Below are 24,321 nucleotides of genomic sequence, written 5' to 3' on the forward strand. Positions count from 1 at the left end.
GTTCATGCCCCCTTAACGCTGGCGAGATAGTCGCGCCAGCCGCCAAACTCAGTGATATCCGTGGCGTCTTCCAGCGCCCAGGCTTCGCAGATAAACCCCTTCACCCGCCGGCCGTCCGCCAGCAGCAGCGTGCCGATGCCCAATGGCGCCGGGATTTCCGCCACAAACTCGCCGAAACGGGCCAGCGGAATGTCCCACAGCTCAACGCGGATCGCCGCCCCCTGCGCCGCGCGCGCCAGCCCCGGCTTCGGCGGCTCGGTATCGGCCAGCGCATACAGGCGATAGCAGGGGGCGGTAGCGGTTTGCTCCACCTGCACCGCGTCGCGCTGTGTCAGCTGGACGTTGAGCGGCATGCCGCTAAGGTGAGCGCCCACTACCGCCAGACGCACGTGCCCTGTGGACGGCGCAGGCACAGGCTGCGGCGGCAATGCCCGACCGATAGCGCCGAGCGGCAAGGCGCTTTGCCGTTGCCAGCGCACGCCAAACGCCGCCAGCGCCCGGTCATGCCAGGCGGGCGCAATCAGGGTGATGCCCGCCGGCAGACCGTCTTCGCGCAGCGGCCCCGGCAGCGCCAGCGCGCTCAGATCGGCCAGGTTGGTGAAATTGGTGTAAGTGCCGAATTGCGAATTGAACAGCACCGGCTCCTGCGCCATCTCCGCCAGGGTGCGGATAGTGGGCGCGGTCGGCACCACCAGCGCGTCGAACGGCGCCAGCCGCTGGGCGATTTGCCGCGCCAGCTCGGCGCGCAGGTATTCCGCCTTGTAGGCGTCGCAGGCGCTGTAGCCGAGGCCGTTGCCGACGATGCCGCGCACCACCGGATCGATGGCCTGCGGGCTCGCTTCCAGCACCTGCTCAATGGCCACCGTGCGCTCCGCCACCCAGGGGCCGTAATACAGCTGTTCCGCCAGAGTGCGAAACGGCGCGAAATCGAGGGGTTCCAGCGTGGCGCCGCCCGCCTGCAGCTGCGCCAGCGCTCGGTGAAACGCCCGCTCGGCCTGAACATCGCCGAAAAACTCCAGCTGGGCGGGAACGGCGAAACGCGGCGCGGCGGGGATATCCGCCGGCGCGGTATGCGGATCGGGGCGGGAATACGGGTCTGCCGCGTCAAAGCCGCTCGCCAGTTCCGCCACCAGCGCGGCATCGGCCACCGTCAGCGCGAAGACCGACACCGTATCGTTCAACCGGCAGGCCGGCACCACGCCGCGGTTGGACAACCGCCCCTTGGTCGGCTTCAGCCCGACGATGTTGTTGAACCCGGCGGGCACGCGCCCCGAACCGGCGGTGTCGGTGCCGAGCGCGAACGGCACCAGGCCGCGCGCCACCACCGAGGCGGAGCCGGAGCTGGAACCGCCGCTGACGTAGCGGCTGTCGAAGCTGTTGACCACTGCGCCATACGGTGAGCGAGTGCCTACCAACCCGGTAGCGAACTGGTCGAGGTTGGTTTTACCAAGGGCAATCGCCCCGGCGGCGCGCAGGTGGGCGACCACGGTGGCGTCCGCCGCGGCCTGATAGGTGAACGCCGGGCAGGCGGCGCTGGTCGGCCAGCCGCCAACGTCGATATTGTCTTTGATGGCGAAGGGCACGCCGAACAGCGGCAGGCGGCTGAGATCGCCGGCGACCGCCTCGAGCCTCTGTGCCAGCTGCCGGTACTGCTGCTCGCGCTGCGCCGGCGTGGCGAGATACAGCCAGGCGTTATCGTCTGGGTTCAGCCCGGCGACCAGCGTTTCGATCGTCGCACTGACGCAGGCAAGGCGTTCGCCCGCCGGGCGGGTTTGGTAATGGTGTTGCCATTCACTGAGGGTAAAACCGCACGCTACAACAGGTTCGCTCATCGACTGAATTCCATCTGGTACACAAGATGGGATTCAACAGAGCAACCGGCGTGCCAATTTTTAATCTCATGATTTCAATAAATTATAATTAAAACTTATGACAGCAGCGGCAAACAGGCTGCACCAGCGGCGCGCAGCGGGAGAACAAAAAGAGTGCAATGGCGGGATGACGCAGAGGAAAAATCGGGGCGACGCACACGCCGCCCCGCAGGCCGATGGGGATCAGTCGTTGATGCGTTTCAAACCGACCGGCGTAATGCAGTAGGTCTGTTGCTTGCCCTTCTCCGCCAGCCGCAAGTGCTGCATTTCGTTGACGATCGCCAGGCGGTTGTCCGGCTCTTCATGCCGCAGATGAATCACTTCACCGCCGTAACCCGACAGCGGCAACACCCAGGTTTTGGCCGGTTGATTCTGGCTGCCGATGACGTCGTAGCTGAGCAAGACATTGCCGTCCGCATCCGTCACGCTGAGGAAGGCGTAGCTGTCGGCAAAGTAGTGGTGAGCAATCCCCGCCGCCAGCGTGACGGTAACGGTTTTCTTCACCAGATCGATGGCGCCGGTCAGGAACTGGCGATCGCCAATCCCTTTGCACGCCACGGTAAACGCATTGCCGACGTTGGCGCCCGGCGGCGTATTGTCGGCCGGCAGGCAATCCCGATAGGTCGCCAACAGTGACTCGCGCTGCGGCTCGGCAAAGGCGCCGATCGCCAGATAAATATCGTCCTTGAACGACGACGATGGCGCATAGTAAGCCGGCAACAGGCGACGCAAACGCTGCGCCGCCTGTTCCAGGCGCGCCAGCAGCGCCTGCTCGGGATCGCCGGGCAACGCCGGGTTTTTCAGCCCGCTGGTTTCGATGCGCAGTACGTTGGTTTTGTTTTTGTTATCGATGACGTCGGCCGCCGCCGGATTCAAACGCACCCGGCTCGGCTCCACATGGTAAATCTCGATGTCATCGCCCTCGGCAAACGGCAGCTCGTCATGACTTAACGTAGCCTGAGTGCCCTGAATCTCCTTGCTGAAGCGCACCGCGCCCTGCCGATCGCGCAACGTCACCCGGGCATAGGTTTCACCGGGGAAGTAGGCGTGCGGCGTGGTGCTGGTCACGTCAACCACCACCGCCCCTTTGGCGCGATCGACGACCACGGTGGCGAAGACCGCATCGCTCAGGCCCAACAGGTTGATCTCCTGCGAAACGATCGGCGAAGCGGCTTTGCGCTCGAAGCGAAGCGTCACCGCGTTTTTCCCCTGCTTCACCGTCAGGTAACCCGCCGTCGGCCGATATTTACGATCTTTGCCGGTCGGCAACCGCAAGGTATACACGCCGATCGGCAGCGCAGTCAGCGCCAGGGTCGGCGTGTCGATACGGACTTTGTGGGCATAGCGCGCCCCTTCCATCAGGATCAGGTCTTCACCGTAGATCTGCGCAAAGTCATCGATATCCAGACTCAGGGTGACGTCGCCTTTCAGCCCGCTGGCCTTGAGCTGGCAGGAATCGACCAGCCGCAGCGAGGAATCCAGTTTCAGCTGCGCCTGCACCGCCGGCAGACTCTGCGCGTCCACCAGTTGATACAGCGGATACACCGCCTTGGCGTGGCTGAACGCGTTGCGATCGCGCTGCGCTTGGGTGATCACGCCGCCGGTCAGCTCGACGAACGGCGTCACGTCGATCTGCTCACCGGCCGCGGCAAAGCTTGCCGACAGCAGATCCAGCAAGGCATGTTCCGACGGCACGAAGCCCGGCGTGTTGCAGCTTTGACGATATTGCTGATTAAAGTGCGTGAAGGCGTTCTTGCCTGCCTTGTCGACCATCAGCATCGCGAAGAACAGCTTGGAGCGCAGATCCCACTGGTTGAGCGGCGTGCCCTGAGCGATCAAATCGATGATTTTCTTCTCGACGCCGGCCGCGTTGCCGTAGTTATACAGCCACCCCTCCTGGTATTTGCGTTCCCCCAGCATCACGTCCTGATAGCAAGCGGCATAAATATTGTTCCACATCTCACCGGTGGAGAAATATTTGTCGCCCATAAAGTGCCCCTGATAGCCGTGCGCGATCTCATGCAGGCTGCCCCAGTTGCTGTCTTTCGGCGTCAGCCAGAAGCTGCTGACCGAGTTGCTGGTTTCCGCCGTCCAGCGGCCGCCGTAATACGCGGCGCCGGCGCCGTGCTTATCGGCCTTCATAAAGTAGCGGTTGCGAATATTGCGATCGGATTCGTGTTCAGCCTCGAACGAGACACCGGTCAGCGCATTGTAGAAAGTGAAAATGCGATCGTAGTAGGCGATCAGCCCGTCGATGTTTTTCGCGTCGCCCAGCGACTTCAGCGTCGGTTTACTGATTTTCGGCACCAGCAACACTGCGTATTCCGCATCGACCAGGGCAAACTCGGCGTCCCGATCGTCCCAGCGGGCAAAGAATGCGGCTTCGTTTTCGCCACGGCGATAAACCGGCAGCGCTTTCGCCGTGTCCGGGTACTCGAACTCCAGCGCCGGCTCGCCCTGCCCATACGGCGTATCGATGAACGGCACCGAGACGGCATTGACCTGGGCCTCGACCCAGCTCGCGCCGACGCTGAATTCCGCCTCCGTTTTGCTGTCGTCATTCAGCAAACGCAGCGTGAGCTTGCCGGTAAACGCCGCGTTGGTCTGGCGCACTCGCAGCACCTGCCCGGCGGCGAGAATGACGCCCAGGTGCTGGCGATCGTGATCGATGCCTTTGCTCATGCCTGCCGCATCCAGCCAGACCGGCCGGGTCAACGTGTAAAGTGATTGGGTTTTCGTGATGGTTGGCATCCTGCTTTCCTCATGGTTTGGGTGATTGAATTGACCATGAAAAAGTAACCGGATGGGCGGCACGCCCTCCATCGATGGCGGGTGGCTGAGGGCCAGTACAACAAAGGTAGGAGGGAGGAGACAATAAAAAAGGCGCAACCTTGCGATTGCGCCTGATGTTCGGTGAACGCTGCGCGTTACTCGCCGCGAACGCGCTGCGCCAACCCTTTGAGGAAGTAGCGCAGCATCTGATCGCCGCACGGGCGGTAGTTCTTGGTGCCCTCTTTGCGGAACAGCGCGCTCAGCTCCGGCTTGGAGATGCGGAAGTCCACCGCGGTGAAAATCTGGTGCATGTCGGTGTCTTTCAGCTCGAACGCCACGCGCAGCTTTTTCAGCACCAGGTTATTGGTGATCGGCAGTTCAACCGCCGGCGCCGGGAACTTGTCGTCCTTGCCGCGCTTGAAGAACACCAGGCCGTTAAGGAAGTGCGCCATCACTTCGTCAGGGCACTTCTCGTAGCCCGGCTCGCCTTCTTTGATCACGTAAGCGTCCATCGCCGACACCGCCACCTCGAAATCGTCCAGTTTGATAATCTCGACCATTTTGGCGTTGTTAATGCTCAGCATATAGCGCACGCTGCGCAGCACGTCGTTGTTCATCATGGGATTGCATTGCCTTTACTTGTCTAACGGGGACGTGCGCATTGTAAAAAAATGCCCCATACCCAAAATAATTGGAGTTGCATCGCGGCGGCAAATTTGTAAGCCCCCGGAGCATAGTTAACTATGTGACCGGGGCGCGCAAATGCAGCCAACAAAGAGGCAGCTCCAAGTATGACGGGTATGGCCGCACACCTTGAATGTGCGGCAGTATAGGGATCGGCAAGGGGTTTCTCAATCGATTTGGCTTTTTTGCTGATACAGCGGGATATCTTCGCCGATGATGTACTTGTTGCGCAGCATCGACGAGACCTTGTCCATGATCATCACCACCACCACCAGGATCAGCGTGATGAACATCACTACGTCCCAGTTCCACAGCCGCATATTCTCCGCATACACCAGGCCGATGCCGCCGGCGCCGACGAAGCCCAGCACCGCCGCTGAGCGGGTGTTGGACTCGATCTGGTACAGGCTGAGCGCCAGGAAGGTGGGGAACGACTGGGTGAAGATGCCGTAACGGTGCTTCTGCAACCCGTTGGCGCCCACCGCCGTCAGGCCGCGGCTGGGGGACTTGTCCACCGCCTCATGGCCTTCGGCGTACAGTTTACCCAGCAGCCCGACGTCCTGCATCACGATAGCCAACACCCCGGCGAGCGGCCCCATGCCGACGGCGCGCACGAAGATCAGCCCCCAGATCGCCATGTCGATGCCGCGCAGCACGTCCAGTAAGCGGCGCACCAGCACCGAAATTGGCCGCAGCAGCGGCGTCGACATCACGTTGCGCGCGGCGAAGAACGACAGCGGCAGCGCGATCAGCGACGCGGTGATGGTGCCGGCGAACACGATGGCGATGGTGATGCCGATCTGCTGGAAGTAGTACATGAACGGCCAGTTGGCGAAGTCATGCCAGACGAACATGCGCAGGAAATAGCGCCCCAGCTGCTGGCAGCCGTTGATAAACTGCGGCCAGCTAATGCCGAAGACCAGGAAGAAGAACACGTAGTACAGCACGATCGCCAAGGCGATCAGGCCGACGGTGCGCAGGTAGCGCCCCTGCTGCGCGAAGATCGCCGGATGCTGCTGTTTCAACTGGCGCAGCGTTTCCGCCGATGCCGGAGTGCCCGCTGTCATTTTGCCCCCTCCACCACGCGCTTGCGCAGCTCGCCCGACACGTAGTCGAGCACGGAAACCACCACGATGATCAGCAGCAGCGTCATGCTGACCTGATCGTAACGGTCGAGTTTAATGTTGGTCATCAGCTCCTGGCCGATGCCGCCCGCCCCCACCAGCCCCAAAATGGTCGACTGGCGGAAGTTAATCTCCAGCCGCATGAAGCTGTAGGAGAGAAACACCGGCTTCACCTGCGGCCACAGGCCGAAGCGCATGCGCTGCAGCGGCGTGGCGCCGCAGGCCGCCAGCCCGCGCACCGGTTTGTTGGAGGCGGTTTCGATCGATTCGTAGAACAGCTTGGTCAGGCTGCCGATGGTGTGCAGCGCCAGCGCCAGGAAGCCGGGAATGGCGCCGATGCCGAACGCCATTACGAACATCACCGCCCACGCCAGCTCCGGCATGGTGCGCAAGAACGCCACCAGCGTGCGGATCGCGAGCCGCACCGAGGCCGGAGTATAGGTATTGCCGGCCGCCAGAAATGCCAGCACGGTCGCCACCAGCACCGAGAAAATGGTCGCCGCCAGCGCCAGCTGCAGGGTCTCCCAGATCAGCGGCAGCTGAATGTTCAGGCGATAGCCCCAGTAGGCCAGCGAGCCTTCGGTACGCCCATCGGCGAACAGCAGGTGCCAGTGCAGCGTCGGCACGGTTTCGGCCAGGTAGTCGAAGAAGTGCGGAATAGACACCCAGACGGTGTGCAGGTTGAACTCGGCGAGGTTGCCGGCGCCCAGGTACAGCACCACCAGCCCGAGCGACCACAGCAGCGCTTCGCGCTTTTGCTTGCTGCGGATCCGTTGGTAATAGTGTGCGAAATCGGTATTCAAAACAGGTCTTCCATCGTTATGGAACAAGGGGTTCAGCATGCTGAACCCCTTCATTCGGGCGGCCGAGGCAGCCGGGAATCAACGGTCGCCTTTGGTCAGCTCGCGCTTCATATCGATGATGGTCTGGTATTCCGCCAGGGTGGTGTCGCCGATGTGCTGTTTGCCGCCCATCGCTTTGATAAAGCACGCGTGATCGTCTTTATCCAGCTTCTTGATGGCGGTGACCACTTTGGCCTTGAAGTCGGCCGGCAGCGAGTTGCTCACCAGGATCGGGCCGTTCGGGATCAGCGGCGACTGCCAGATGATGCGGATCTGCTTCATCAGGTCCGGGTGATCCATGCGGATCATGCGGGTGAACGCGCCGCTGGTGTAGCCGGTGTTGTAGTCGCCGATCATCGACGCCCAGGTCACCGCGCCTTCGAACTGGCCGTTCAGCACGCCGAGGATGTCCTGCTCGTGGCCGCCGGAGAAGGTGACGCTGGAGAAGGTGTTGTTGTATTTGTTGTCGACCGTGCCGCCGAACAGCTTTTTAAACGCCTGGTTCGGGATCAGGAAGCCGGAGGTGGAATCCGGATCGGCGAAGCCGATGGCCTTGCCCTTCAGGTCTTCCAGTTTCTGGTACGGGCTGCCGGCCTTCACCACCACCACCGAGTGGTAGCCGCGCGACTGGTCGACGTCGTCAACCGCGATGCCGACGATGTCCACCGCTTTCGGATCCTTGATGTAAACCGAAGCGAACGACGACGGCGACATGCTGAGCACCAGGTCAATCTTGCCGCCCAGCAGGCCCTGGATCACGCCGGAATAGTCGGACGAGTTGCGCAGCTTGGTATCGACGTTCAACTCTTTATCCAGGAACTGCTTCACGCACTGGTTATCGCCGATCTGCTGGGTGGCGTTCTGGCCGCCGAGAATGCCCAGGTTCAGCTCTTTCGGCGCATCCGCTGCGGCAGCATTAAATACCATCATCGCGCCGGCCATCAGGGTGGTCAGACTCAATACTTTTTTCATTAGGTGTGCCTTGTGTGTAAAGGGTAAAGGTCAAAAGTGCTTCAATGGATCTGATTGGCTTCCTCGCCATACAGCTGGTGCAGGATCCGTTCGTTCAGTTGCGAAGGATGCCCGTCAAACACGATCTTCCCGTGGGCGATGCCGATCACCCGCGAGCAATACTCTTTCACCAGTTCGACCGAGTGCAGGTTCACCATCACCGCGATGCCGTCTTCGCTGATTTTCTGCAGCGCGTCCATGATGCGGCGGGTGTTTTTCGGATCGAGCGACGCCACCGGCTCATCGGCCAGCAGGATTTGCGGGTTTTGCATCAGCGCGCGGCAGATGGCGACGCGCTGCATCTGGCCGCCGGAGAGGTGCTCGGCGCGCTGCAGCGCGTGCGGCAGCATGTTGAGCCACTGCAACAGCTCGATGGCGCGAGCGCGGTCGGCGTCATCGAACAGTTTGAAGAAGGATTTCAGGGTGGAGGTGTGGCTCAGGCGCCCCAGCAGCACGTTGGTCATCACGTCCAGCCGCGGCACCAGGCAGAAGTCCTGGAAGATCATGCCGCAGCGCGCGCGCCATTGGCGCATCTGGCGGCCGGCAAGCTGGGCGATATCCTGCGCCACGCCATCGTCTTCGAAGTGCAGCATCTCGCCGCAGCTGGAAGGAATGGTGCCGTTGAGGGTATGCAGCAGCGTGGACTTGCCTGCGCCGGAGCGGCCGATCACCGCCACGAATTCACCGGCGTGCAGATCGAAATTGATGTCATCCAGCACGCGCTGCTGCGCTTTGTAAGCTTTGCCGAGCCCCTTGACCGATAACACTTTGCGGGATGCGGCGACGTGCTGCCCTGGAAAGTCGTGCTGCGCCAATTTTAACAGTGCCTGAGCCATATGATTTCTCTGGTTTCAGTGGCTAATCATTATGGGCACCTATTAACGGATAAGTTTATGACAGTGGGATGATGGTTTTATGGCCGGGGCGTGACGCGTGCCGCCCCGGCGTACGCATCATTCCAGGCTAAAGAAGTCCAGCCCCAGCGCCGCCTTGACCTGCTGCAGCGTCTGCTGGCTGACCTGATGCGCGCGGCGGGTGCCGTGCTGCAGGATGCGCGTCAGCTCGCCTTTATCGGCGATGAACTCGGCGCGGCGGGTGCGGATCGGCTCAAGCAGGCTCTGCAGGCAATCCTCCAGCAGCCGTTTGATTTTCACGTCCCCCAACCCGCCGCGCCGATAGTGCGCCTTCAGATCCGCCACCAGCGCGGCGTCTTCGCAGAAGGCGTCCAGGTAGGTGAACACCATGTTGCCCTCCACCCGGCCGGGATCGCTGACGTTGAGATGGCCGGGGTCGGTGAACATACTCATCACCGCCTTATGCACCTCGTCGGCGCCGGCGCCAAGCTGGATGGCGTTGCCGCGCGATTTCGACATCTTGCCCTGCCCGTCCAGCCCCGGCAGACGCCCGACGTTGCTCAACAGCGGCTGGCACTCCGTTAATATCGGTTGGCCGACGATGTGGTTGAAACGCCGCACGATCTCATTGGTTTGCTCCAGCATCGGCAGCTGATCCTCGCCGACCGGCACGTGGGTGGCGCCAAAGGCGGTGATGTCCGCCGCCTGGCTGACCGGATAGATCAGAAAACCGGCCGGCAGGCTGCGGGCGAAATCCTTCTCGGCGATTTCGTTTTTCACCGTCGGGTTGCGTTCCAGCCGCGCCACGCTGACCAGATTAAGGTAGTACATCGTCAACTCGGCCAACGCCGGCAGCGCCGACTGCAGGCAGATCGTGGTCTTATGCGGATCGATGCCGACCGCCAGATAGTCGGCCACGACGTTGAGCACGTTGGCGCTGATTTTTTGCGGGTTGTTGCCGTTGTCGGTCAGGCCCTGCAGATCCGCCACCATCACCGTTTGGTTATGCTGGTGCTGCAGTTCGACGCGTTGGCGCAGCGAGCCGACGAAGTGACCTAAATGCAGTGGGCCGGTGGCGCGATCGCCGGTAAGAATGGTGTAGCTCATGACAGTGCTCCTGAAGGTCTGTAGACCGCCGGATCAACGCCACAAAAAATAATGCCGCCAAACCGGCGGCATTAAAAAGAGATGTGAATACTCGTGCCGCCTCAGAAGAGGCGCCACCATGACTGATTGTGGGTGGAGTGCATCGATATATTCATGCCATCAAGGTATACCCGCAGCGGCAGCGCGTCAATAGCCCGCCGCCGGCGCGTAAGACGGCGTTACACTCCGGCATTTGCGTTCCTGGCCCGGCGCGCTAGGGTAAAACCTTCAACCTGAAAAAGGAGCGCATGATGAAGATCGGATTTGCCGGACTGGGTAGGATGGGCAGCGCCATGGCGGCCAACCTGTTGCAGGCGGGCTTCACCTTAACGGTATGGAACCGCTCGCCGCAGGCGGCGCAGCCGCTGGTGAGTGCCGGCGCGCAGCAGGCCGAACGGCCGGAGCAGCTGGCCGATGCCGACGTGCTGATCACCATGCTGGCCGACGATGCCGCCACGCAACAGGTGGTGGTTGACAGCGGGTTGCTGCAACGGATGAAACCGGGCGCGCTGCATATCAACATGGCAACCATCTCGGTCGAACTCGCCCAGCGTTTGACGGCGCTGCATGCGGAACACGGCATCGGCTATCTCGCCGCGCCGGTGCTGGGACGGGTCGACGTGGCCGCCGCCGGCAAGCTGAATATTCTGGCGGCCGGCGATAGCGAGCTACTGAAGCAAGCGCAGCCGCTGTTCGATGCCCTCGGCCAGAAAACCTGGCACTTCGGCGCCGACCCGGCGCAGGCCAACGTGGTCAAAATCGCCACCAACTTTACCCTGGCCAGCGCCATTGAAGCGATGGCGGAAGGCAGCGCGCTGGTGCGCAACTACGGCGTTTCCGGCGCCGACTACCTGCAGATGCTGAGCGGTACCGTCTTCGCCGCCCCGGCCTATCAGGGCTATGGCGCGCTGATCGCCGCCGAGAAGTATTCACCCGCCGGATTCCGCTTGGCGCTGGGGCTGAAGGACGTCGGGCTGGCGCTGGCCGCCGGCGCCGACAGCCATACGCCGATGCCGTTCGCCGGGGTGCTGAAAGACAATTTCCTCGACGCGATGGCGCAGGGGGATGCGGATCTGGACTGGGCGGCGCTGGCCAAGGTAGCGGCGCGACGAGCGGGCCTGAAATAACGAACGGGGGCGTTGGCCCCCGTTTTCCGTACTCAGAACACGATGTCCGCCGCGGGCACGGCGCGGATCGGCACGCCGAAGCTGTCGATATTCGACAACGTCTCGTTATGGTGGGTACGGATCAGCAAACCATCGGCATAGGATTTGTCGTGGCAGGTATGCGCATCCGCCGCCAACGTCACCGGATAACCGTGCGCCGCCGCGCTGCGCACCGTGGTATCGATGCAAAACGGCGTGGAGTAGCCGCAAACCACCAACTGCGATACGCCGTTGGCGATCAGTAACGCGCCGAGCGAAGTGCGCAGGAACGAGTCCGGCGTGGTTTTATCCACCCGATGGTCGCCCGGCGCCACCTTCAGCGCCGCGAGCACTTGCCAGGCGGCGCTGCCGTGCGGCAGTTCGTCGTCCGGCGTATGGTGCTGAATCACGATCACCGGCACACCCGCCTGGCGGGCGCGCTCGCTCAGTTGGTTGATGCGCGCAACGGTGCCCGCGGCATCCGCCGGCGGCGGCGTAAACAACCCTTCCTGCACATCGATAATCAACAGCGCGCTGGTCATGGCGGCTCCCGAAGAGAAGACAAGACAAGTCGCGTCAGCACACCGGCTGGCGCGGGCGGAAAATATGGTCGACGCCCTGCTCGCGCAGCCTGTGCACCAGATCGTGCCCGCCGTTCGGCGTGGCGTGCGCCAGCTGGCGCTCGGCGGTAAACACCGGGCTGGCCCAGAACAGGTTCACCGGGTCGCCATACTGCTGAGGCAACGTCAGGTGCGCGTGATGCGGGTAGAAGGACGACGATAAAATATAGCCTTCATAGCCCAACGGCGCCACGTCGGACTCCAGCGTATGCCCTTCGCCGATCCAGGTCAGCCGCGCCCAAGGGGCGTGAGCGAAACCGGCCAGCGCGCTGGCCATCTGCACCGCGTTGTCTTCGGTCATGTATTGGCTGTCGATGGCGATCGCCATCTCCATGCGGCGATAGCGCGAAGCCTCATCGTTGAACAGGATCTCCACCCACGGCATCGGCCGAATGCTGACGCCCATGGTGAGGAAGTAATAGATGCCGTCGCGCTCGTGCTGAGTGATGGCCATCGGCGGCCACTTGCCCTGATCGATGGCGTAGTATTTTACCGAAGGGCCGAAATGCTGCTCATAGCGCGCCTGAAAATCGCGCTGCATCTTCGGCCACGGATTGCCCTCTTCACGCTGCCAGCTGCGCCAAAACTGGCGGGTGCTTTCCGCCTGCGCATATTGCGTGTTGGTCGAGGCCGAACCGAGCGGATAGGCCAACGGGCTCTCCTTGATGCAGCTGGCCGAATAGCACACCGAATGGTCGATATACAGGCTCCAGCCGGGGATCACCGCCAGCAGTTGGCCGTAATACCACAGGGCCGCGCCGTCGTCGCTTTCGCTCCACACCACCATCAGCCCTTCCGGGTTCAGCGGCGCTTCCCCTTCCAGGTTGCGGCAAAATTCCGCCGCCAGCATCGGCGGTTGCCCCTGCTCCAGCGCGGCGCGATCTTCCTGCAACGGCGCGGCGGCCAGATTGCGCAGCCAGCAGGCGCGCACCTGATAGCGATCGCTGTAGGCTTCGGCGGGATAGATGTAAAAATAGGCTGCCCTGCTCCCTTGCTGAACCACCGCGACCAGCGTCTGGTTCTCATTGCTGACTTCAGCAAGTACGTATGACTCGTTCATATCACCTCAATAGGGTCAGGGCGCGGCAGAATCGGCTGCGCGCAAAAAATGGAATGTGGCTTTGCCCTCAAGTGTAAAACGCATTACTGGCCGGATCACCCGTAAAAGTCTCAAAAACGGCCGTAAACGAAGATAAACAAAGGTTAATTATAGCGGCTGCGGCTCATGACGCCTGAGTGATGCGCCGCACCGCGCGCTGATAGGAACCGTTGCGCATCGACGCGCCCAGCACTTTGCCGAGGCCTGCAGCCCCCGTTCGCACCAGCCGCCGCCGCAACGCGCCCGGATGAAAGCCGAACTGCCGCTGCGCCCAATCGGGCAACAGATCGATGCCCGCCTGCATCACCACCCCGCCGAGCGGGCGCGCCAACGCGCTCGGCGCCGGCGCCTTCAGCAGAATGCGCGCCACCTCTTGGGTGCGTTCGTCACAGACCAGCTGCGGCCGCATCGCCTGCAGATAGTCGTCTACTTCCGCGCAGGACTGAGGGATAGCGGTCGCCCCCAGCGCGGCGGCCACGCGCGCCGCTTCGCGATAGTATTGATCCTGCAAATCGCGCGAAAGATGCGGGTTGCGGTAGCGCAGGTGGCTGGCCAGAAAACGGCTGCTCTCCGCCACGTGCACCCAGGTCAGCAGCGCCGGATCGCTGGCGGCATAGGGCGTGCCGTCGCTGCCGACGCCGGTCACCCGCAGGTGGATGGCTTTGACTTTGGCGATCAGCCGCTCCGCCTCGGCGGTCGGGCCGAAGGTGGTGACCGACACGAACTGGCTGGTGCGGCGCAGGCGGCCAATCATATCGTCGCGGAAGTTGGAGTGATCCCATACGCCGGCCAGCGCCAACGGGTGCAGCATTTGCAACAGCAAGGCGCTGACGCCGCCGCACAGCATCGGGGTGAAATCGCGGTGTACCTGCCAGATGACCGACTGCGGGCCGAACAGCCCCGGATCGCCGGGCGGATTCTCAAAATCGACGCCGCCGAGCGCCAACCCGGTCAGGCTGAGCACCTGTTTTTCTATCGCTGCGCGTACCGCTTCCATCCTGCCGCCCTCTTGCTCATTCAGCGGCCAGTGTATCACGCGGCGAGCGCCTCATTGCGCCCTGCGGCGGTTGAAAGCTTTAACTTACTGAATTACAGTTGTTATACCGCTTGCAACCAGGCGGGCCTATTCGATCCACTGCAGAGGCGCTTTGCAGGGCGTTAACCCACGTTAATTCGGCACTAACCCCACAAAACCTCTATCTAGTTTCTTTTCCTTCAACTTAGATAGCAGAGAGTTCGATGATTACCATCAGAGCACGCGCGGCGGAAGACAACGCGCAATTGGCAGATATCTGGCTGCGTTCGGTGCGCGCCACTCACCACTTTTTAACCGAAGACAACATCGCACAGCTGTTCCCGCTGGTGCTGAACGACTACCTGCCGGCGGTCAACGTTTGGGTGGCCGAAGAGCAGCCGGGGCATCCCTGCGGCTTTATCGGTCTGAACGGCAACAAGGTGGAGATGCTGTTTATCGATGCCGATCAGCGCGGCAAAGGCGTGGGCAAAGCGCTGCTGACCCACGCGGAAACGCTGCACGATGAGCTGCAGCTGGACGTGAACGAGCAAAATCCGCAGGCCAGCGGCTTCTACCGCCACTACGGTTTTGTCATCACCGGCCGCTCACCGCTCGACGGCCAGGGCAACCCGTTCCCGCTGCTGCACATGAAGCTGGAAAAACGCTAGTCCGCCCCCGCCGGCCGCCCTGCGGCCGGTTTTCTCCCCCTTCTCTCGCCCGCCGCCTAATATATCAAATCAGAATAAGTAATAGATTTTACATTCTTCCTGTCACTATCAACCCTCGGTAGGATTGCCCGGTATTCACCCGCAACAGAGGTTCCGTCCGTCACTTCCCGCCGGGTTGTGCCCCGCCGAAAAGCCGAACGATCCTTGTCCGGCGCGACGCGCCCCGGACGGAATGCTGTGATGTATCAATAAGGATCCGCTTCGCTATGATCGTTCTTTCGAACGTTTGCAAAACTTTTGACAGCGCACAGGGCCGCGTCGTGGCGGTTGACGACGTCAGCCTGGCGATAGAAGCCGGGCAAATTTACGGCATCATCGGCTACAGCGGCGCCGGCAAAAGCACGCTGATCCGCCTGCTCAATGGCCTGGAAAAGCCCACCAGCGGCCGCATTGACGTGGGCGGATTCGATATCGCCCGCGCCAAAGGCAGCCACCTGCGCCAGGCGCGGCTGAAAATCAGCATGGTGTTCCAACACTTCAACCTGCTGTGGTCGCGCACCGTCAGCCAAAACATCGCTTTTTCCATGCAGATAGCCGGCGTCCCCAAGGCGCAGATTGCCCCGCGCGTGGCGGAACTGATCGCGCTGGTTGGCCTGCAGGGGCGCGAAAACGCCTACCCGTCGCAGCTCAGCGGCGGCCAGAAACAGCGCGTCGGTATCGCCCGCGCGCTGGCCAATAACCCGAGCGTGCTGCTGTGCGACGAGGCCACCTCGGCGCTCGATCCGCAAACCACCGACGCCATTCTCGACCTGCTGCTGGCCATCAATCGCCAGCTGAAATTGACCATCGTGCTGATCACCCACGAAATGCACGTGGTGCGCAAAATCTGCCACCGCGTGGCGGTAATGGAAAACGGCCGCATCGTCGAAGAGGGGCCGGTGCTCGAGGTGTTCACCCGGCCACAGCAGCCGATCACTCGGCAGTTCGTCAAACAGGTGTCGCAGTATGCGGACACGGCTGAGAGCTTCAACCCGCAGCTCACCGCCCACCTGCCGGGGGCGATCTTCAAGCTGACCTTCGTCGGCGAACAAACTCATCAGGCAGTGATCGCCGAGGTGATTCGGCGCTACCCGCTCACCGTCAACATTCTGCACGGCAAGATCAGCCACACCCTCAACGGTTCGTTCGGCGAACTGTACATCCACGCCGAAGGCAACGAACAACACGTCGCCGACATGCTCAGCCTGCTGAACGAAAGAGACATCGCCGTCGAGGTTATCCAACATGATTGAATCCCTGTTCCCCCACCTGCGTCTGGACCAACTGTGGGACGCCACCAGGGAAACGCTGTACATGACCGGCATCGCCGGTTTGGCCACGCTGGTGCTGGGCATCGTGCTCGGCGTGCTGCTGTTTTTAACCTCGAAGGGGCAGTTGCTGCAAAACCGCACGGTCTACACCCTGATCTCCGTGCTGGTCAACGTCTTCCGCTCCATTCCGTTCATCATTCTGATCGTGCTGCTGATCCCGTTCACCAAGTCGCTGATCGGCACCATTCTCGGCGCGGACGCCGCCCTGCCGGCGCTGATCGTCGGCGCCGCGCCGTTCTACGCCCGGCTGGTGGAGATCGCGCTGCGCGAGGTCGACAAAGGGGTAATCGAAGCGGCGCGCTCGATGGGCGCCAAAAACCGCACCCTGATTTTCCGCGTCTTGCTGCCGGAGAGCTCGCCGGCGCTGGTTTCCGGCATCACCGTTACCCTGATCGCGCTGGTGAGCTACACCGCGATGGCCGGGGTGATCGGCGCCGGCGGCCTGGGCAACCTGGCCTATCTGGAAGGCTTCCAACGCAACCACAGTGACGTTACGCTGGTGGCGACGCTGACGATCCTGCTGATCGTTTTCGTCATTCAGTTCATTGGCGACACCCTGACAAGAACGCTCGATAAACGTTAATTAACCAAGGAAAACGATGATGAAAAAGCACCTACTGATGTTGGCTTTCGCCTCTGTCGCCACCCTCGCCTCTTACGGCGCCGCCGCGGCAACCAAGCTGGTGGTTGGCGCCTCCAACGTGCCGCACGCCGAGATCCTCGAACAGGCCAAACCGATACTGGCGAAGGAAGGCATCGATCTGCAGATCAAGCGCTTCCAGGACTACATCCTGCCGAACACCGCGCTGGCCAGCCACGACATCGACGCCAACTACTTCCAGCACGTGCCTTACCTGAACTCGGTGCTGAAAGACCACGCCGACGACAAGAGCTACGACTTCGTCAGCGCCGGCGCGATCCATATTGAGCCTATCGGCATCTACTCGAAGAAGTACAAGAGCCTGAAAGATCTGCCGGAAAACGGCAAAATCATCATGCGCGACGCGGTGGCGGAAGAAGGCCGCATTCTGTCAATCTTTGAACGGGAAGGCGTGATCAAGCTGAAGCCAGGGGTGAGCAAGGTGGATGCACGCATCGCCGACGTGGTGGAAAACCCGAAACACCTGAAGTTCCAGGCTAACGTTGAAGGCGCGCTGCTGCCGCAGATGTACAACAACAACGAAGGTGACGCCGTGGTGATCAACGCCAACTACGCCATCGACGCCGGGCTGAATCCGACCAAGGATCCGATCGCGGTCGAAAGCGGCGAAAACAACCCGTACGCCAACATCATCACCGTGCACAAAGCCGACGTGAACAAGCCGGAGATCGTGGCGCTGGTGAAAGTGCTGCACTCCAAGCCGATTCAAGACTTTATCCGCGAGAAATACCAGGGCGCGGTGATCCCGGTCAACCAGTGACGCTGTATACGGCCCGGTAAAAACCGTAATGCTGGTCAGTTAGCGTTTTTATGCAGGCGTTCGTGAAATTTTCGGTCGATAAAAGTGAGATGCCCCATGTGGCTCCCACACCTCGACCGAGCCAGGGGCCGAAGGCGCGGCCCCTGGCAACCCGCGCCTTTGCCCTGTCAGACGGTTGGCTTTGCCAACTCCCCTCCCTCCGCCATACCGCATTGAGGCCGGTTGCGACAGGCGTCCCTGCCTGTCTCACCTGAAACCGCCGTCCATGGCGGTTTCGCCTAATGCGCTACGTCTGCGTTCGGCGTCTTCAAGGGCGCCCAACACCGCGCTCATCTCCAACTTCTCTACCACAACCTCATAAGCGACAGATTTCCCGGTAGCTGCCAGCTCAGGTGTTGACCTTGGGCGCGCATCACCGGCTGCCGAGCAAGACGGCGTTGTCAGGGGCAACCGGCCAGGGAAGGCCGGTTGAGGCGAGACTAACAGGGACGTTTGTCGCAGCCGACCCGCCCGACAATGCAGGCGCGGCGAGGGTATCCGCATAGCGGACAGACGGTGTTAAGCAAAGGCGCGGGTGGAGGGGCCGCGCCATCGGCCCCTCCAATTGCCGTTCATGTTGGCCATAGAGAAATGCAGGACATTTACGGCAATTCCCCTGCACAGAACGCCCAGAAGCTGGATAAAAAATGCCACTCAGGATTAACTGATCAGCATTGCGGTAAAAACCGGGCCTGTTTCTACACCTTATTGCCAATCTGGCTGAGCCGCGGCCACACCAGCATCAGCGCCTCCAGCAACCGCAACAGATCGTCCCGGCTTGCCCCTTCTCGCGCCTGCACCGACATGCCTTCAATGGTGCAAATCACGTATTTCGCCAGCAGCGCGGTATCGGTTTTCGCCAGCAGCTCGCCCTGTTGCACCTTGCGATCGAAGCAGGCCTTCAGCGCCGCTTCCTGCGCATGATGCTTTTTGCGCAGCATCTGGGCGACGTCGTCGGAAGCGGACGACAGCGCAGCGGAGGCGCACACCATAAAGCAGCCGGAGGGGGTATCGGGATCGGTGAAGACCTGAACCGAAGAACGCACGTAAGCCTCGACGATCTCGGCCACCGGCACATCCTGTTCCAACAGCTGGTTGGTGCAGGTGGTGTATTTTTGCAGATAGCGCTCCACCGCCGCGCGGAACATCCCCTCTTTGTTGCCGAATTCCGCATACAGCGTCGGCGCCTTGGCGCCGGTCACTTCCACCAGATCGGCCAGCGAGGTGGCTTCATACCCGTGCCGCCAGAACAGATCGAGTGCGCTTTCCAACGCCCGGTCGCGATCAAATTGTTTGGGTCTGCCACGGCTTTTCTTGCCGCAGACCGCTTCATTGATGCTCATCGTTCCTCTCCTATCCCGCTCCACAGCAGGCTTAGCACAAATAACTTAACGATCATTATAAAAAAATATTGCGCCCTCGTCGAGAACCGATTAGCATTTAGTTATCGATCGTTAATAAAAATTAGCGAACCGGATTAAAACCCTCTATTGACCGTTATCGAAAAGGAATTAACATCATGAAAAGCTTAAAACTAACCTTAGCCGCCCTCACTCTGGCCAGCGTTTCCTTCGGCAGCTTCGCCGCCGATTTGGTCACTAGCCAACCGGCCGACCAGCAAAAAGTGGGCGTCATCACCGTCAGCGGCGCATCCGATTTGACCTCGCTGGAAAACAGCCTGGCCGCCAAAGCCGATCAGGCCGGCGCCAAATCCTTCCGCATCACCAGCGCCGGCGGCAACAACCAGCTGCATGGCACTGCAGAAATCTATCAATAACAAAGCATTAAGCCTGTGGACTGCATATCCTTATTGCTCACAACGCCAGGGCGTAAAAAAAATTAATTAACGAGCATTAAAAAAATACTTGCAATCCGTCAAACCGGCATCTAACATTAAATTATCGATCGTTAATTAATTTAACGACCTTACAAAACAAACATCGTAAAGAACACTGATAGGAAATAAGACCATGAAAAACCTGAAAATGACCATCGCAGCCATCGCACTGGCTTCCACCTCCTTCGGCAGCTTCGCCGCTGAACTGGTGAACGCGCAACCCGCCGACCTGCAAAAAGCCGGCGTCGTTACCGTCAGCGGCGCGTCCGACCTGAGCAGCCTGGAAAACAAACTGGCGGCCAAAGCCGACGCGGCGGGTGCCAAATCCTTCCAGATCATCGCCACTACCGGTGACAACAAACTGCACGGCACCGCGATCATCTACAATTAATGGCCGGATCGGCAATCGTGCAAAAGGGCGGCTCAGGCCGCCTTTTGTTTGCTTTAACGCCAACGTTCTGTTGTAAGCTGTAGCGACCTCTTCCCGCTGAGCCGAGCAACGCCATGACTCCCCTGCTGTTTCACAAATATCACGGTCTGGGCAACGACTACCTGGTATGCCACCGTTCGGTCGCCGATCGCCTGAGCCAGGAACAAATCCGCCTGCTGTGCCACCCGCATTACGGCATCGGTTCCGACGGCCTGCTGATCGACAGCGGCGACGCCGTCAATCCCACCCTGCGCATCATCAACCCGGACGGCTCCGAAGCGGAGAAAAGCGGCAACGGCTTGCGTATCTATGCGCGGTATCTGTTCGACAGCAAGCGCGTGGCGCATCAGCCGTTTCTGGTGCACACCGCCGGCGGCGACGTGCGTTGCCAGGTGGCGGAAGACGCGCATCAGATAACCGTGGAGATGGGGCGCGCCAATTTCAGCCCGGCGGCGCTGCCGGCCTTGATCGATCTGCCGGAGGCGCTGAACTATCCGCTGCCCCTGAAGGAGGAGACGTTAAGCGTTTCGCTGGTGTCGATGGGCAACCCGCACTGCGTGGTGCCGGTGGAAAAACTGGATCTGGCGCAGGTGCATCGGCTCGGACCGCAGATTGAGCGCCATCCGCTGCTCCCGAAACGCACCAATGTACAACTGGTGGAAGTGGTCGATCGCCAGACGCTGCGCATCGGCATCTGGGAGCGCGGCGCCGGCTTTACCCTCGCCTCCGGCAGCAGCAGCTGCGCCGCCGCCAGCGTGATGCGCAAGTTGGGACGAGTCGGCGATCGGGTTAGTGTGCGGATGCCAGGCGGCGAACTGCAGATCGCCTTCAGCGGCGATTTTCAGGTCAGCATGCGCGGACCGGTGCATAAAATCGCCACCCTGACGCTGGACGAAGACTGCTTTGCCGGCGGCGCGGGGCTGTTTACGGGATCCACCCCAGCAGCCTGAACCACAGATAGTCCAACGGCACCAGCAGTGCGAAGCTGAGCGCGGCCAACAGCAGGCAGAGCTTTAGCCCTTCGCGCGCCGGCACTTTGCCCATCCCCATCGCCACCACGATCGGCGAGGCCTGATACGGCAACAGCGGCGTGGCGTAACCGATCACCTGGGTCATCAGCACCGTCAGCAGCGGCAAGCCGCTGCCTGCGGACAACGCCTGCGCCAGCGGGGTAAACAGCGCCGGCACGCCGTTGGCGGTCACCACGAAATTCAACAGCGCGGTGATCCCCACCAGCGAACCGAATGCGGTAAACGGCTTGCCGTGCAGATCCGGCATCATCGCCAGCAGCGCGCCGCCCAACCGATCGCCGAGCCCCGAGTGGCTGACCAATGCGGTCAGCCCCAGGATCCCCGCCACGTAAATACAGGTGCGCACGTTGACCCCGGCGGCGAACTGCTCGCCGTTGAGAAAACCGATGCGCGGCAACAGGCAGAAGCAGGCCGCCGCCAACCCTATCCAGGCCGGGGCGATGCCGTGCCAGCTGTCGGTCATCCACAGCAGTACCGTAATGCCCAACAGCGCGATCAGCCGCCACTCGGCGGCACTGAGCGGCGTTTGCCCCGCCTCGGTCGCCACCGGCTGCGGCCGGGCACGGAACAGGCCGCAGATGCACAGCGTCAGCAGCGCGCCTTTGGCCAACCCGAGCACCGGAGCGTGCAACAGCAGATAAGAGAGATAAGCGAAGTGGCTGCCGTAGGCGCTTTCCGCCGCACCGCTCATCACCAGGTTAGGCACGTTGGCCGGCAGGATGCTGGCGGAAAGCTGGAAGGTGCCGAACCCCACCGCCAGCGCCAAACCAATGCGGCCGCGCGAGCCTTCCGCCAGGCCGGCGCGCTCGGCCAACGCCATGACGATCGGCATCAGCAGCGTAATGCGCCCCATATTAGAGGGCATGACAAACGCCAACGCGTAGCTTATCGCCACCACGCCGCCCACCAGGCGCGGCCAGGAACCGGCCAGATGCGGCAAGAGTCGGTTGGCCAGGCGATCCGCCAAGCCGGTGCTGCGGATGGCGGTGCCCAACACGAAACCGCTGAGCACCAGCCAGAATGCGGAAGACGCGAAACCGGAAAAGGTCACCGCGGCGGGTGCCAGCTGCAATACCATCACCGCCGCAAAGAACAGCAACGCGACCAAATACTCCGGCAAACGGGCGCTGGCCCATAGCGCGATGACCACCAGCGTGACCAGCGCAGACAGCGCCATGGGATCCCCCAACATAATTCTCCTCCCTGATAAAACGTTGTGATTGTTATCAAACGGTTAACAGGGTGACACAAGGCGCGGGCGTTAACCTTGAAACCGCTCACATATCGTCGTTCTGCAGATTTTTCAGCATGCACACATTGCAGCCGTGGTGGCCGGTATTGCCGCGCCGTTCCGTCAGCAGCGTGAAACCCAGCGCGTAATACAACCCGATCGCCTCTTTCAATTGTTCGGTGGTTTCCAGATAGCAATAGCGATACCCTGCCGCCCGGGCCGCCTTCAGCGCCTGCACCACCATATAGCGCGCCATGCCCAACCCGCGCGCGCCGGGTTTGAAGAACAGTTTCTGCAGCTCGCAATAGCCGGGCTCTTCGCCGGCCAGCGGCGCCATGCCGACGCCCCCCACCACCTGCCCGTCCCGCTCCAGCACCCAGTAGCGGCCGCCGTTGTCGCGATACAGGCCGGTCAGCCGATCGAGATCGGGATCGTGCAGGCTGACGCCTTCCATCTTGTCCATGCCGTACTCGCGAAACACCTCGCGAACGATCGCCGCCATCGCCGCATCGTCGCGCGCGGCGATCGGCCGCACCCGCAGGTTGGCGTCGCGCTGTTTGCGCGCGCTGCGCAGCGCCGCAGTCATCTTTTTCATCGCCGCAGTGGTGCTCGCCAGCTCATCGTCGTCCAACTGCGCCAGCGCCGCCTGCATAAAGCCGTCGGCGTCGCTCTCGATGCCGGCCAGCGCCTTGCCGCCCTGTTTACTCAGCCGATGCAGGTTGTGCCGCTTGTCATCCGGATGATCCACCGTTTCTATCACGCCGGCGGCCACCAGGCTGCGCAGCGCCCGGCTGGCGCTGGCCTTGTCGATGCACAGCCGGGCCGCCAGCTCGGTGACGCCCAGCGGCTGCTCGCTGACTTCGATCATCAGATGGATCTGCAGCGGCGAAAAGCGCGAGCCGTTGCTCTGCTTGTTCAACATGCCGAATTCTCTGACCAAATTGCGCGCCAATGCTCTGAAATCCCTGATGTTCACAATTGATATCCCCAATTAGCTACCGATAAAAAATGAGACTTAGTTGATAGTGTTACCTAATTCTCACTACCTTAACGGATCATCAAACCGCCATGAACCCCGGTATAACAGAGGAGCTGATGCAAAACGTTACATTACCCAATACAGTAAACTGATTAATTAAAAAAAATCAGAATAAAAATTCATTAATTTAATATTGATAAAACAATAAACCAGTTAAAAAACATACAATCATGAAAAAATCTGCGGATAAGAGAAAAAATCGATATCAATCCATTGCATTACAATAGGTTACAACAATGTTAATAGCGGCATTAATGCCGATATCTTGTTGTAATTTGTTACATATTCATGGCAGGATCGCGGCGCTTCCATAACAGCGACAACGCTCGTTATGGAAACATCGGGCGCGGGTTGCTCCCGCGCCGTTTTATGCTCATGGAGAGATCGCATGCCAATGAAAAAATCACTCGCCGTCTGTTCCGTCGCCCTTTCCGTCACTTTGCTGGCGGGCTGCGCGACCGAATCCTCCCGCTCTTTGGAAGTGCCGAAAGTGGCTTCCTACAACACCACTTATCAGGGCCCACGCAGCCCTATCGCCGTCGGTAAATTCGACAACCGCTCCAGCTACATGAATGGCATCTTCTCCGATGGTGTCGATCGGCTGGGCAATCAGTCCAAGACTATCCTGATCACGCATTTGCAGCAGACTGGCCGTTTCAACGTGCTGGATCGCGCCAACATGGAAGAGTTGAAAACTGAAGCCGGCATTAAAGGGAAAGCACAAACGCTGAAAGGCGCCAACTATGTGATTACCGGCGATGTCACCGAATTCGGCCGCAAAGAAGTCGGCGATCATCAGCTGTGGGGCATTTTGGGCCGTGGTAAATCACAGGTCGCTTACGCCAAAGTCAATCTGAACGTCGTGAACGTACAGACTTCAGAAGTCGTCTATTCCTCTCAGGGCGCCGGTGAATACGAACTGTCCAATCGCGAAATCATCGGTTTCGGGGGCACCGCCAGCTACGACTCCACCCTTAACGGCAAGGTGCTGGATCTGGCCGTGCGTGAAGCCGTCAATAACCTGGTTACCGGTATCGAAAACGGCGCATGGCGCCCTGCTAACTAACGGACT

General features: G+C 60.9%; 23 protein-coding genes. 9 read left to right on the plus strand and 14 right to left on the minus strand.

Annotation, left to right across the window (positions count from 1 at the left end; genetic code table 11):
• Positions 1–2 precede the first annotated feature (2 nt).
• The 8 genes from atzF to trpS form a co-directional block, all read right to left on the minus strand.
• Positions 3–1,832 (minus strand): allophanate hydrolase, encoded by a 1,830-nt coding sequence (gene atzF, locus J0X03_RS16795; RefSeq protein WP_160204107.1) that lies wholly within the window; start codon positions 1,830–1,832, stop codon positions 3–5.
• Positions 1,833–2,054: 222 nt separating this feature from the next.
• Positions 2,055–4,622 carry a putative mucin/carbohydrate-binding domain-containing protein gene (locus tag J0X03_RS16800; protein WP_069100204.1) on the minus strand — a complete coding sequence of 856 codons (2,568 nt, stop codon included), beginning with the start codon at positions 4,620–4,622 and terminating at the stop codon, positions 2,055–2,057.
• Between the two features lie 176 nt (positions 4,623–4,798).
• Positions 4,799–5,263 (minus strand): YehS family protein, encoded by a 465-nt coding sequence (locus J0X03_RS16805; RefSeq protein WP_004939471.1) that lies wholly within the window; start codon positions 5,261–5,263, stop codon positions 4,799–4,801.
• 231 nt (positions 5,264–5,494) lie between these two features.
• Positions 5,495–6,394 (minus strand): phosphonate ABC transporter, permease protein PhnE, encoded by a 900-nt coding sequence (phnE, locus tag J0X03_RS16810; RefSeq protein WP_033642327.1) that lies wholly within the window; start codon positions 6,392–6,394, stop codon positions 5,495–5,497.
• Positions 6,391–7,254, minus strand: a complete 864-nt coding sequence (phnE, locus tag J0X03_RS16815; RefSeq protein WP_021503954.1) for a phosphonate ABC transporter, permease protein PhnE — start codon at positions 7,252–7,254, stop codon at positions 6,391–6,393. Before phnE (J0X03_RS16815) ends, phnE (J0X03_RS16810) begins: the two co-directional genes overlap by 4 nt.
• Before the next feature lie 78 nt (positions 7,255–7,332).
• Positions 7,333–8,265: a phosphonate ABC transporter substrate-binding protein gene (gene phnD, locus J0X03_RS16820; protein WP_004939482.1), complete on the minus strand. Its 933-nt coding sequence runs from the start codon at positions 8,263–8,265 to the stop codon at positions 7,333–7,335.
• Positions 8,266–8,306: 41 nt separating this feature from the next.
• Positions 8,307–9,140 (minus strand): phosphonate ABC transporter ATP-binding protein, encoded by an 834-nt coding sequence (gene phnC / locus J0X03_RS16825; protein WP_069100206.1) that lies wholly within the window; start codon positions 9,138–9,140, stop codon positions 8,307–8,309.
• Positions 9,141–9,257: 117 nt separating this feature from the next.
• A complete protein-coding gene (gene trpS, locus J0X03_RS16830; protein ID WP_047572225.1) occupies positions 9,258–10,265 on the minus strand; it encodes a tryptophan--tRNA ligase in 1,008 nt (335 codons plus the stop codon).
• Between the two features lie 290 nt (positions 10,266–10,555).
• Between trpS and J0X03_RS16835 the strand changes: the two genes are divergently transcribed.
• On the plus strand, positions 10,556–11,431 hold the full coding sequence (locus J0X03_RS16835) for an NAD(P)-dependent oxidoreductase (RefSeq protein ID WP_116287070.1): 876 nt from the start codon (positions 10,556–10,558) through the stop codon (positions 11,429–11,431).
• Between the two features lie 32 nt (positions 11,432–11,463).
• Here J0X03_RS16835 and J0X03_RS16840 read toward each other — a convergent pair whose 3' ends face one another.
• The 3 genes from J0X03_RS16840 to J0X03_RS16850 all read right to left on the minus strand — a co-directional run bounded on the left by J0X03_RS16840 (position 11,464) and on the right by J0X03_RS16850 (position 14,165).
• On the minus strand, positions 11,464–11,991 hold the full coding sequence (locus J0X03_RS16840; protein WP_033642321.1) for a cysteine hydrolase family protein: 528 nt from the start codon (positions 11,989–11,991) through the stop codon (positions 11,464–11,466).
• Between the two features lie 34 nt (positions 11,992–12,025).
• The gene (locus J0X03_RS16845) at positions 12,026–13,129 is read right to left on the minus strand and encodes a suppressor of fused domain protein (protein WP_033652667.1); all 1,104 of its coding nucleotides are present in this window, start codon (positions 13,127–13,129) and stop codon (positions 12,026–12,028) included.
• A 163-nt stretch (positions 13,130–13,292) separates the two neighbouring features.
• Positions 13,293–14,165 carry an oxygenase MpaB family protein gene (locus J0X03_RS16850; protein WP_046686638.1) on the minus strand — a complete coding sequence of 291 codons (873 nt, stop codon included), beginning with the start codon at positions 14,163–14,165 and terminating at the stop codon, positions 13,293–13,295.
• Between the two features lie 242 nt (positions 14,166–14,407).
• Between J0X03_RS16850 and J0X03_RS16855 the strand changes: the two genes are divergently transcribed.
• From J0X03_RS16855 to J0X03_RS16870, 4 genes are all read left to right on the plus strand, one after another.
• Entirely contained in the window at positions 14,408–14,851 is a 444-nt protein-coding gene (locus tag J0X03_RS16855; protein ID WP_033642318.1) for an acetyltransferase, read from the plus strand.
• A gap of 266 nt (positions 14,852–15,117) precedes the next feature.
• Positions 15,118–16,143 (plus strand): methionine ABC transporter ATP-binding protein, encoded by a 1,026-nt coding sequence (locus tag J0X03_RS16860; protein ID WP_033642317.1) that lies wholly within the window; start codon positions 15,118–15,120, stop codon positions 16,141–16,143.
• Positions 16,136–16,804 (plus strand): methionine ABC transporter permease, encoded by a 669-nt coding sequence (locus tag J0X03_RS16865; protein WP_160204106.1) that lies wholly within the window; start codon positions 16,136–16,138, stop codon positions 16,802–16,804. Before J0X03_RS16860 ends, J0X03_RS16865 begins: the two co-directional genes overlap by 8 nt.
• Positions 16,805–16,823: 19 nt before the next feature.
• Entirely contained in the window at positions 16,824–17,642 is an 819-nt protein-coding gene (locus tag J0X03_RS16870) for a MetQ/NlpA family ABC transporter substrate-binding protein (RefSeq protein WP_033652662.1), read from the plus strand.
• Positions 17,643–18,379: 737 nt separating this feature from the next.
• Here J0X03_RS16870 and J0X03_RS16875 read toward each other — a convergent pair.
• Positions 18,380–19,024: a TetR/AcrR family transcriptional regulator gene (locus tag J0X03_RS16875; RefSeq protein ID WP_033642313.1), complete on the minus strand. Its 645-nt coding sequence runs from the start codon at positions 19,022–19,024 to the stop codon at positions 18,380–18,382.
• Positions 19,025–19,200: 176 nt separating this feature from the next.
• Between J0X03_RS16875 and bhsA (J0X03_RS16880) the strand changes: the two genes are divergently transcribed.
• The 3 genes from bhsA (J0X03_RS16880) to dapF all read left to right on the plus strand — a co-directional run bounded on the left by bhsA (J0X03_RS16880) (position 19,201) and on the right by dapF (position 20,898).
• Positions 19,201–19,458 (plus strand): multiple stress resistance protein BhsA, encoded by a 258-nt coding sequence (gene bhsA, locus J0X03_RS16880; RefSeq protein WP_033642312.1) that lies wholly within the window; start codon positions 19,201–19,203, stop codon positions 19,456–19,458.
• A 193-nt stretch (positions 19,459–19,651) separates the two neighbouring features.
• On the plus strand, positions 19,652–19,909 hold the full coding sequence (bhsA, locus tag J0X03_RS16885) for a multiple stress resistance protein BhsA (RefSeq protein WP_089196759.1): 258 nt from the start codon (positions 19,652–19,654) through the stop codon (positions 19,907–19,909).
• A 113-nt stretch (positions 19,910–20,022) separates the two neighbouring features.
• Positions 20,023–20,898, plus strand: coding sequence for a diaminopimelate epimerase (gene dapF / locus J0X03_RS16890; protein ID WP_160204105.1), 876 nt, complete (start codon positions 20,023–20,025; stop codon positions 20,896–20,898).
• Here the strand turns inward: dapF and J0X03_RS16895 are convergent.
• Positions 20,873–22,171, minus strand: coding sequence for an SLC13 family permease (locus J0X03_RS16895; protein WP_122004577.1), 1,299 nt, complete (start codon positions 22,169–22,171; stop codon positions 20,873–20,875). The two genes, dapF and J0X03_RS16895, sit on opposite strands and share 26 nt — an antisense overlap.
• 85 nt (positions 22,172–22,256) lie before the next feature.
• Positions 22,257–23,162 carry a bifunctional helix-turn-helix transcriptional regulator/GNAT family N-acetyltransferase gene (locus J0X03_RS16900; protein ID WP_102948079.1) on the minus strand — a complete coding sequence of 302 codons (906 nt, stop codon included), beginning with the start codon at positions 23,160–23,162 and terminating at the stop codon, positions 22,257–22,259.
• 481 nt (positions 23,163–23,643) lie between these two features.
• Between J0X03_RS16900 and J0X03_RS16905 the strand changes: the two genes are divergently transcribed.
• A complete protein-coding gene (locus J0X03_RS16905; RefSeq protein WP_016928605.1) occupies positions 23,644–24,315 on the plus strand; it encodes a CsgG/HfaB family protein in 672 nt (223 codons plus the stop codon).
• The last annotated feature ends 6 nt before the right edge of the window (positions 24,316–24,321 follow it).

This window comes from Serratia ureilytica (assembly GCF_017309605.1).
GTDB classification, from domain to species: Bacteria; Pseudomonadota; Gammaproteobacteria; order Enterobacterales; family Enterobacteriaceae; genus Serratia; species Serratia ureilytica.

What these genes read in the sequence shown, in the direction of transcription:
- J0X03_RS16895 (WP_122004577.1), bottom strand. Translation starts at nt 22,171, where the DNA reads ATGTTGGGGGATCCCATGGCGCTGTCTGCGCTGGTCACGCTGGTGGTC.
- phnD (WP_004939482.1), bottom strand. Translation starts at nt 8,265, where the DNA reads ATGAAAAAAGTATTGAGTCTGACCACCCTGATGGCCGGCGCGATGATG.
- trpS (WP_047572225.1), bottom strand. Translation starts at nt 10,265, where the DNA reads ATGAGCTACACCATTCTTACCGGCGATCGCGCCACCGGCCCACTGCAT.
- J0X03_RS16875 (WP_033642313.1), bottom strand. Translation starts at nt 19,024, where the DNA reads ATGAGCATCAATGAAGCGGTCTGCGGCAAGAAAAGCCGTGGCAGACCC.
- J0X03_RS16840 (WP_033642321.1), bottom strand. Translation starts at nt 11,991, where the DNA reads ATGACCAGCGCGCTGTTGATTATCGATGTGCAGGAAGGGTTGTTTACG.
- atzF (WP_160204107.1), bottom strand. Translation starts at nt 1,832, where the DNA reads ATGAGCGAACCTGTTGTAGCGTGCGGTTTTACCCTCAGTGAATGGCAA.
- J0X03_RS16800 (WP_069100204.1), bottom strand. Translation starts at nt 4,622, where the DNA reads ATGCCAACCATCACGAAAACCCAATCACTTTACACGTTGACCCGGCCG.
- bhsA (WP_089196759.1), top strand. Translation starts at nt 19,652, where the DNA reads ATGAAAAACCTGAAAATGACCATCGCAGCCATCGCACTGGCTTCCACC.
- bhsA (WP_033642312.1), top strand. Translation starts at nt 19,201, where the DNA reads ATGAAAAGCTTAAAACTAACCTTAGCCGCCCTCACTCTGGCCAGCGTT.
- J0X03_RS16870 (WP_033652662.1), top strand. Translation starts at nt 16,824, where the DNA reads ATGAAAAAGCACCTACTGATGTTGGCTTTCGCCTCTGTCGCCACCCTC.
- J0X03_RS16905 (WP_016928605.1), top strand. Translation starts at nt 23,644, where the DNA reads ATGAAAAAATCACTCGCCGTCTGTTCCGTCGCCCTTTCCGTCACTTTG.
- phnE (WP_033642327.1), bottom strand. Translation starts at nt 6,394, where the DNA reads ATGACAGCGGGCACTCCGGCATCGGCGGAAACGCTGCGCCAGTTGAAA.
- J0X03_RS16805 (WP_004939471.1), bottom strand. Translation starts at nt 5,263, where the DNA reads ATGATGAACAACGACGTGCTGCGCAGCGTGCGCTATATGCTGAGCATT.
- phnC (WP_069100206.1), bottom strand. Translation starts at nt 9,140, where the DNA reads ATGGCTCAGGCACTGTTAAAATTGGCGCAGCACGACTTTCCAGGGCAG.
- J0X03_RS16855 (WP_033642318.1), top strand. Translation starts at nt 14,408, where the DNA reads ATGATTACCATCAGAGCACGCGCGGCGGAAGACAACGCGCAATTGGCA.
- J0X03_RS16850 (WP_046686638.1), bottom strand. Translation starts at nt 14,165, where the DNA reads ATGGAAGCGGTACGCGCAGCGATAGAAAAACAGGTGCTCAGCCTGACC.
- J0X03_RS16845 (WP_033652667.1), bottom strand. Translation starts at nt 13,129, where the DNA reads ATGAACGAGTCATACGTACTTGCTGAAGTCAGCAATGAGAACCAGACG.
- J0X03_RS16835 (WP_116287070.1), top strand. Translation starts at nt 10,556, where the DNA reads ATGAAGATCGGATTTGCCGGACTGGGTAGGATGGGCAGCGCCATGGCG.
- dapF (WP_160204105.1), top strand. Translation starts at nt 20,023, where the DNA reads ATGACTCCCCTGCTGTTTCACAAATATCACGGTCTGGGCAACGACTAC.
- J0X03_RS16865 (WP_160204106.1), top strand. Translation starts at nt 16,136, where the DNA reads ATGATTGAATCCCTGTTCCCCCACCTGCGTCTGGACCAACTGTGGGAC.
- J0X03_RS16860 (WP_033642317.1), top strand. Translation starts at nt 15,118, where the DNA reads ATGATCGTTCTTTCGAACGTTTGCAAAACTTTTGACAGCGCACAGGGC.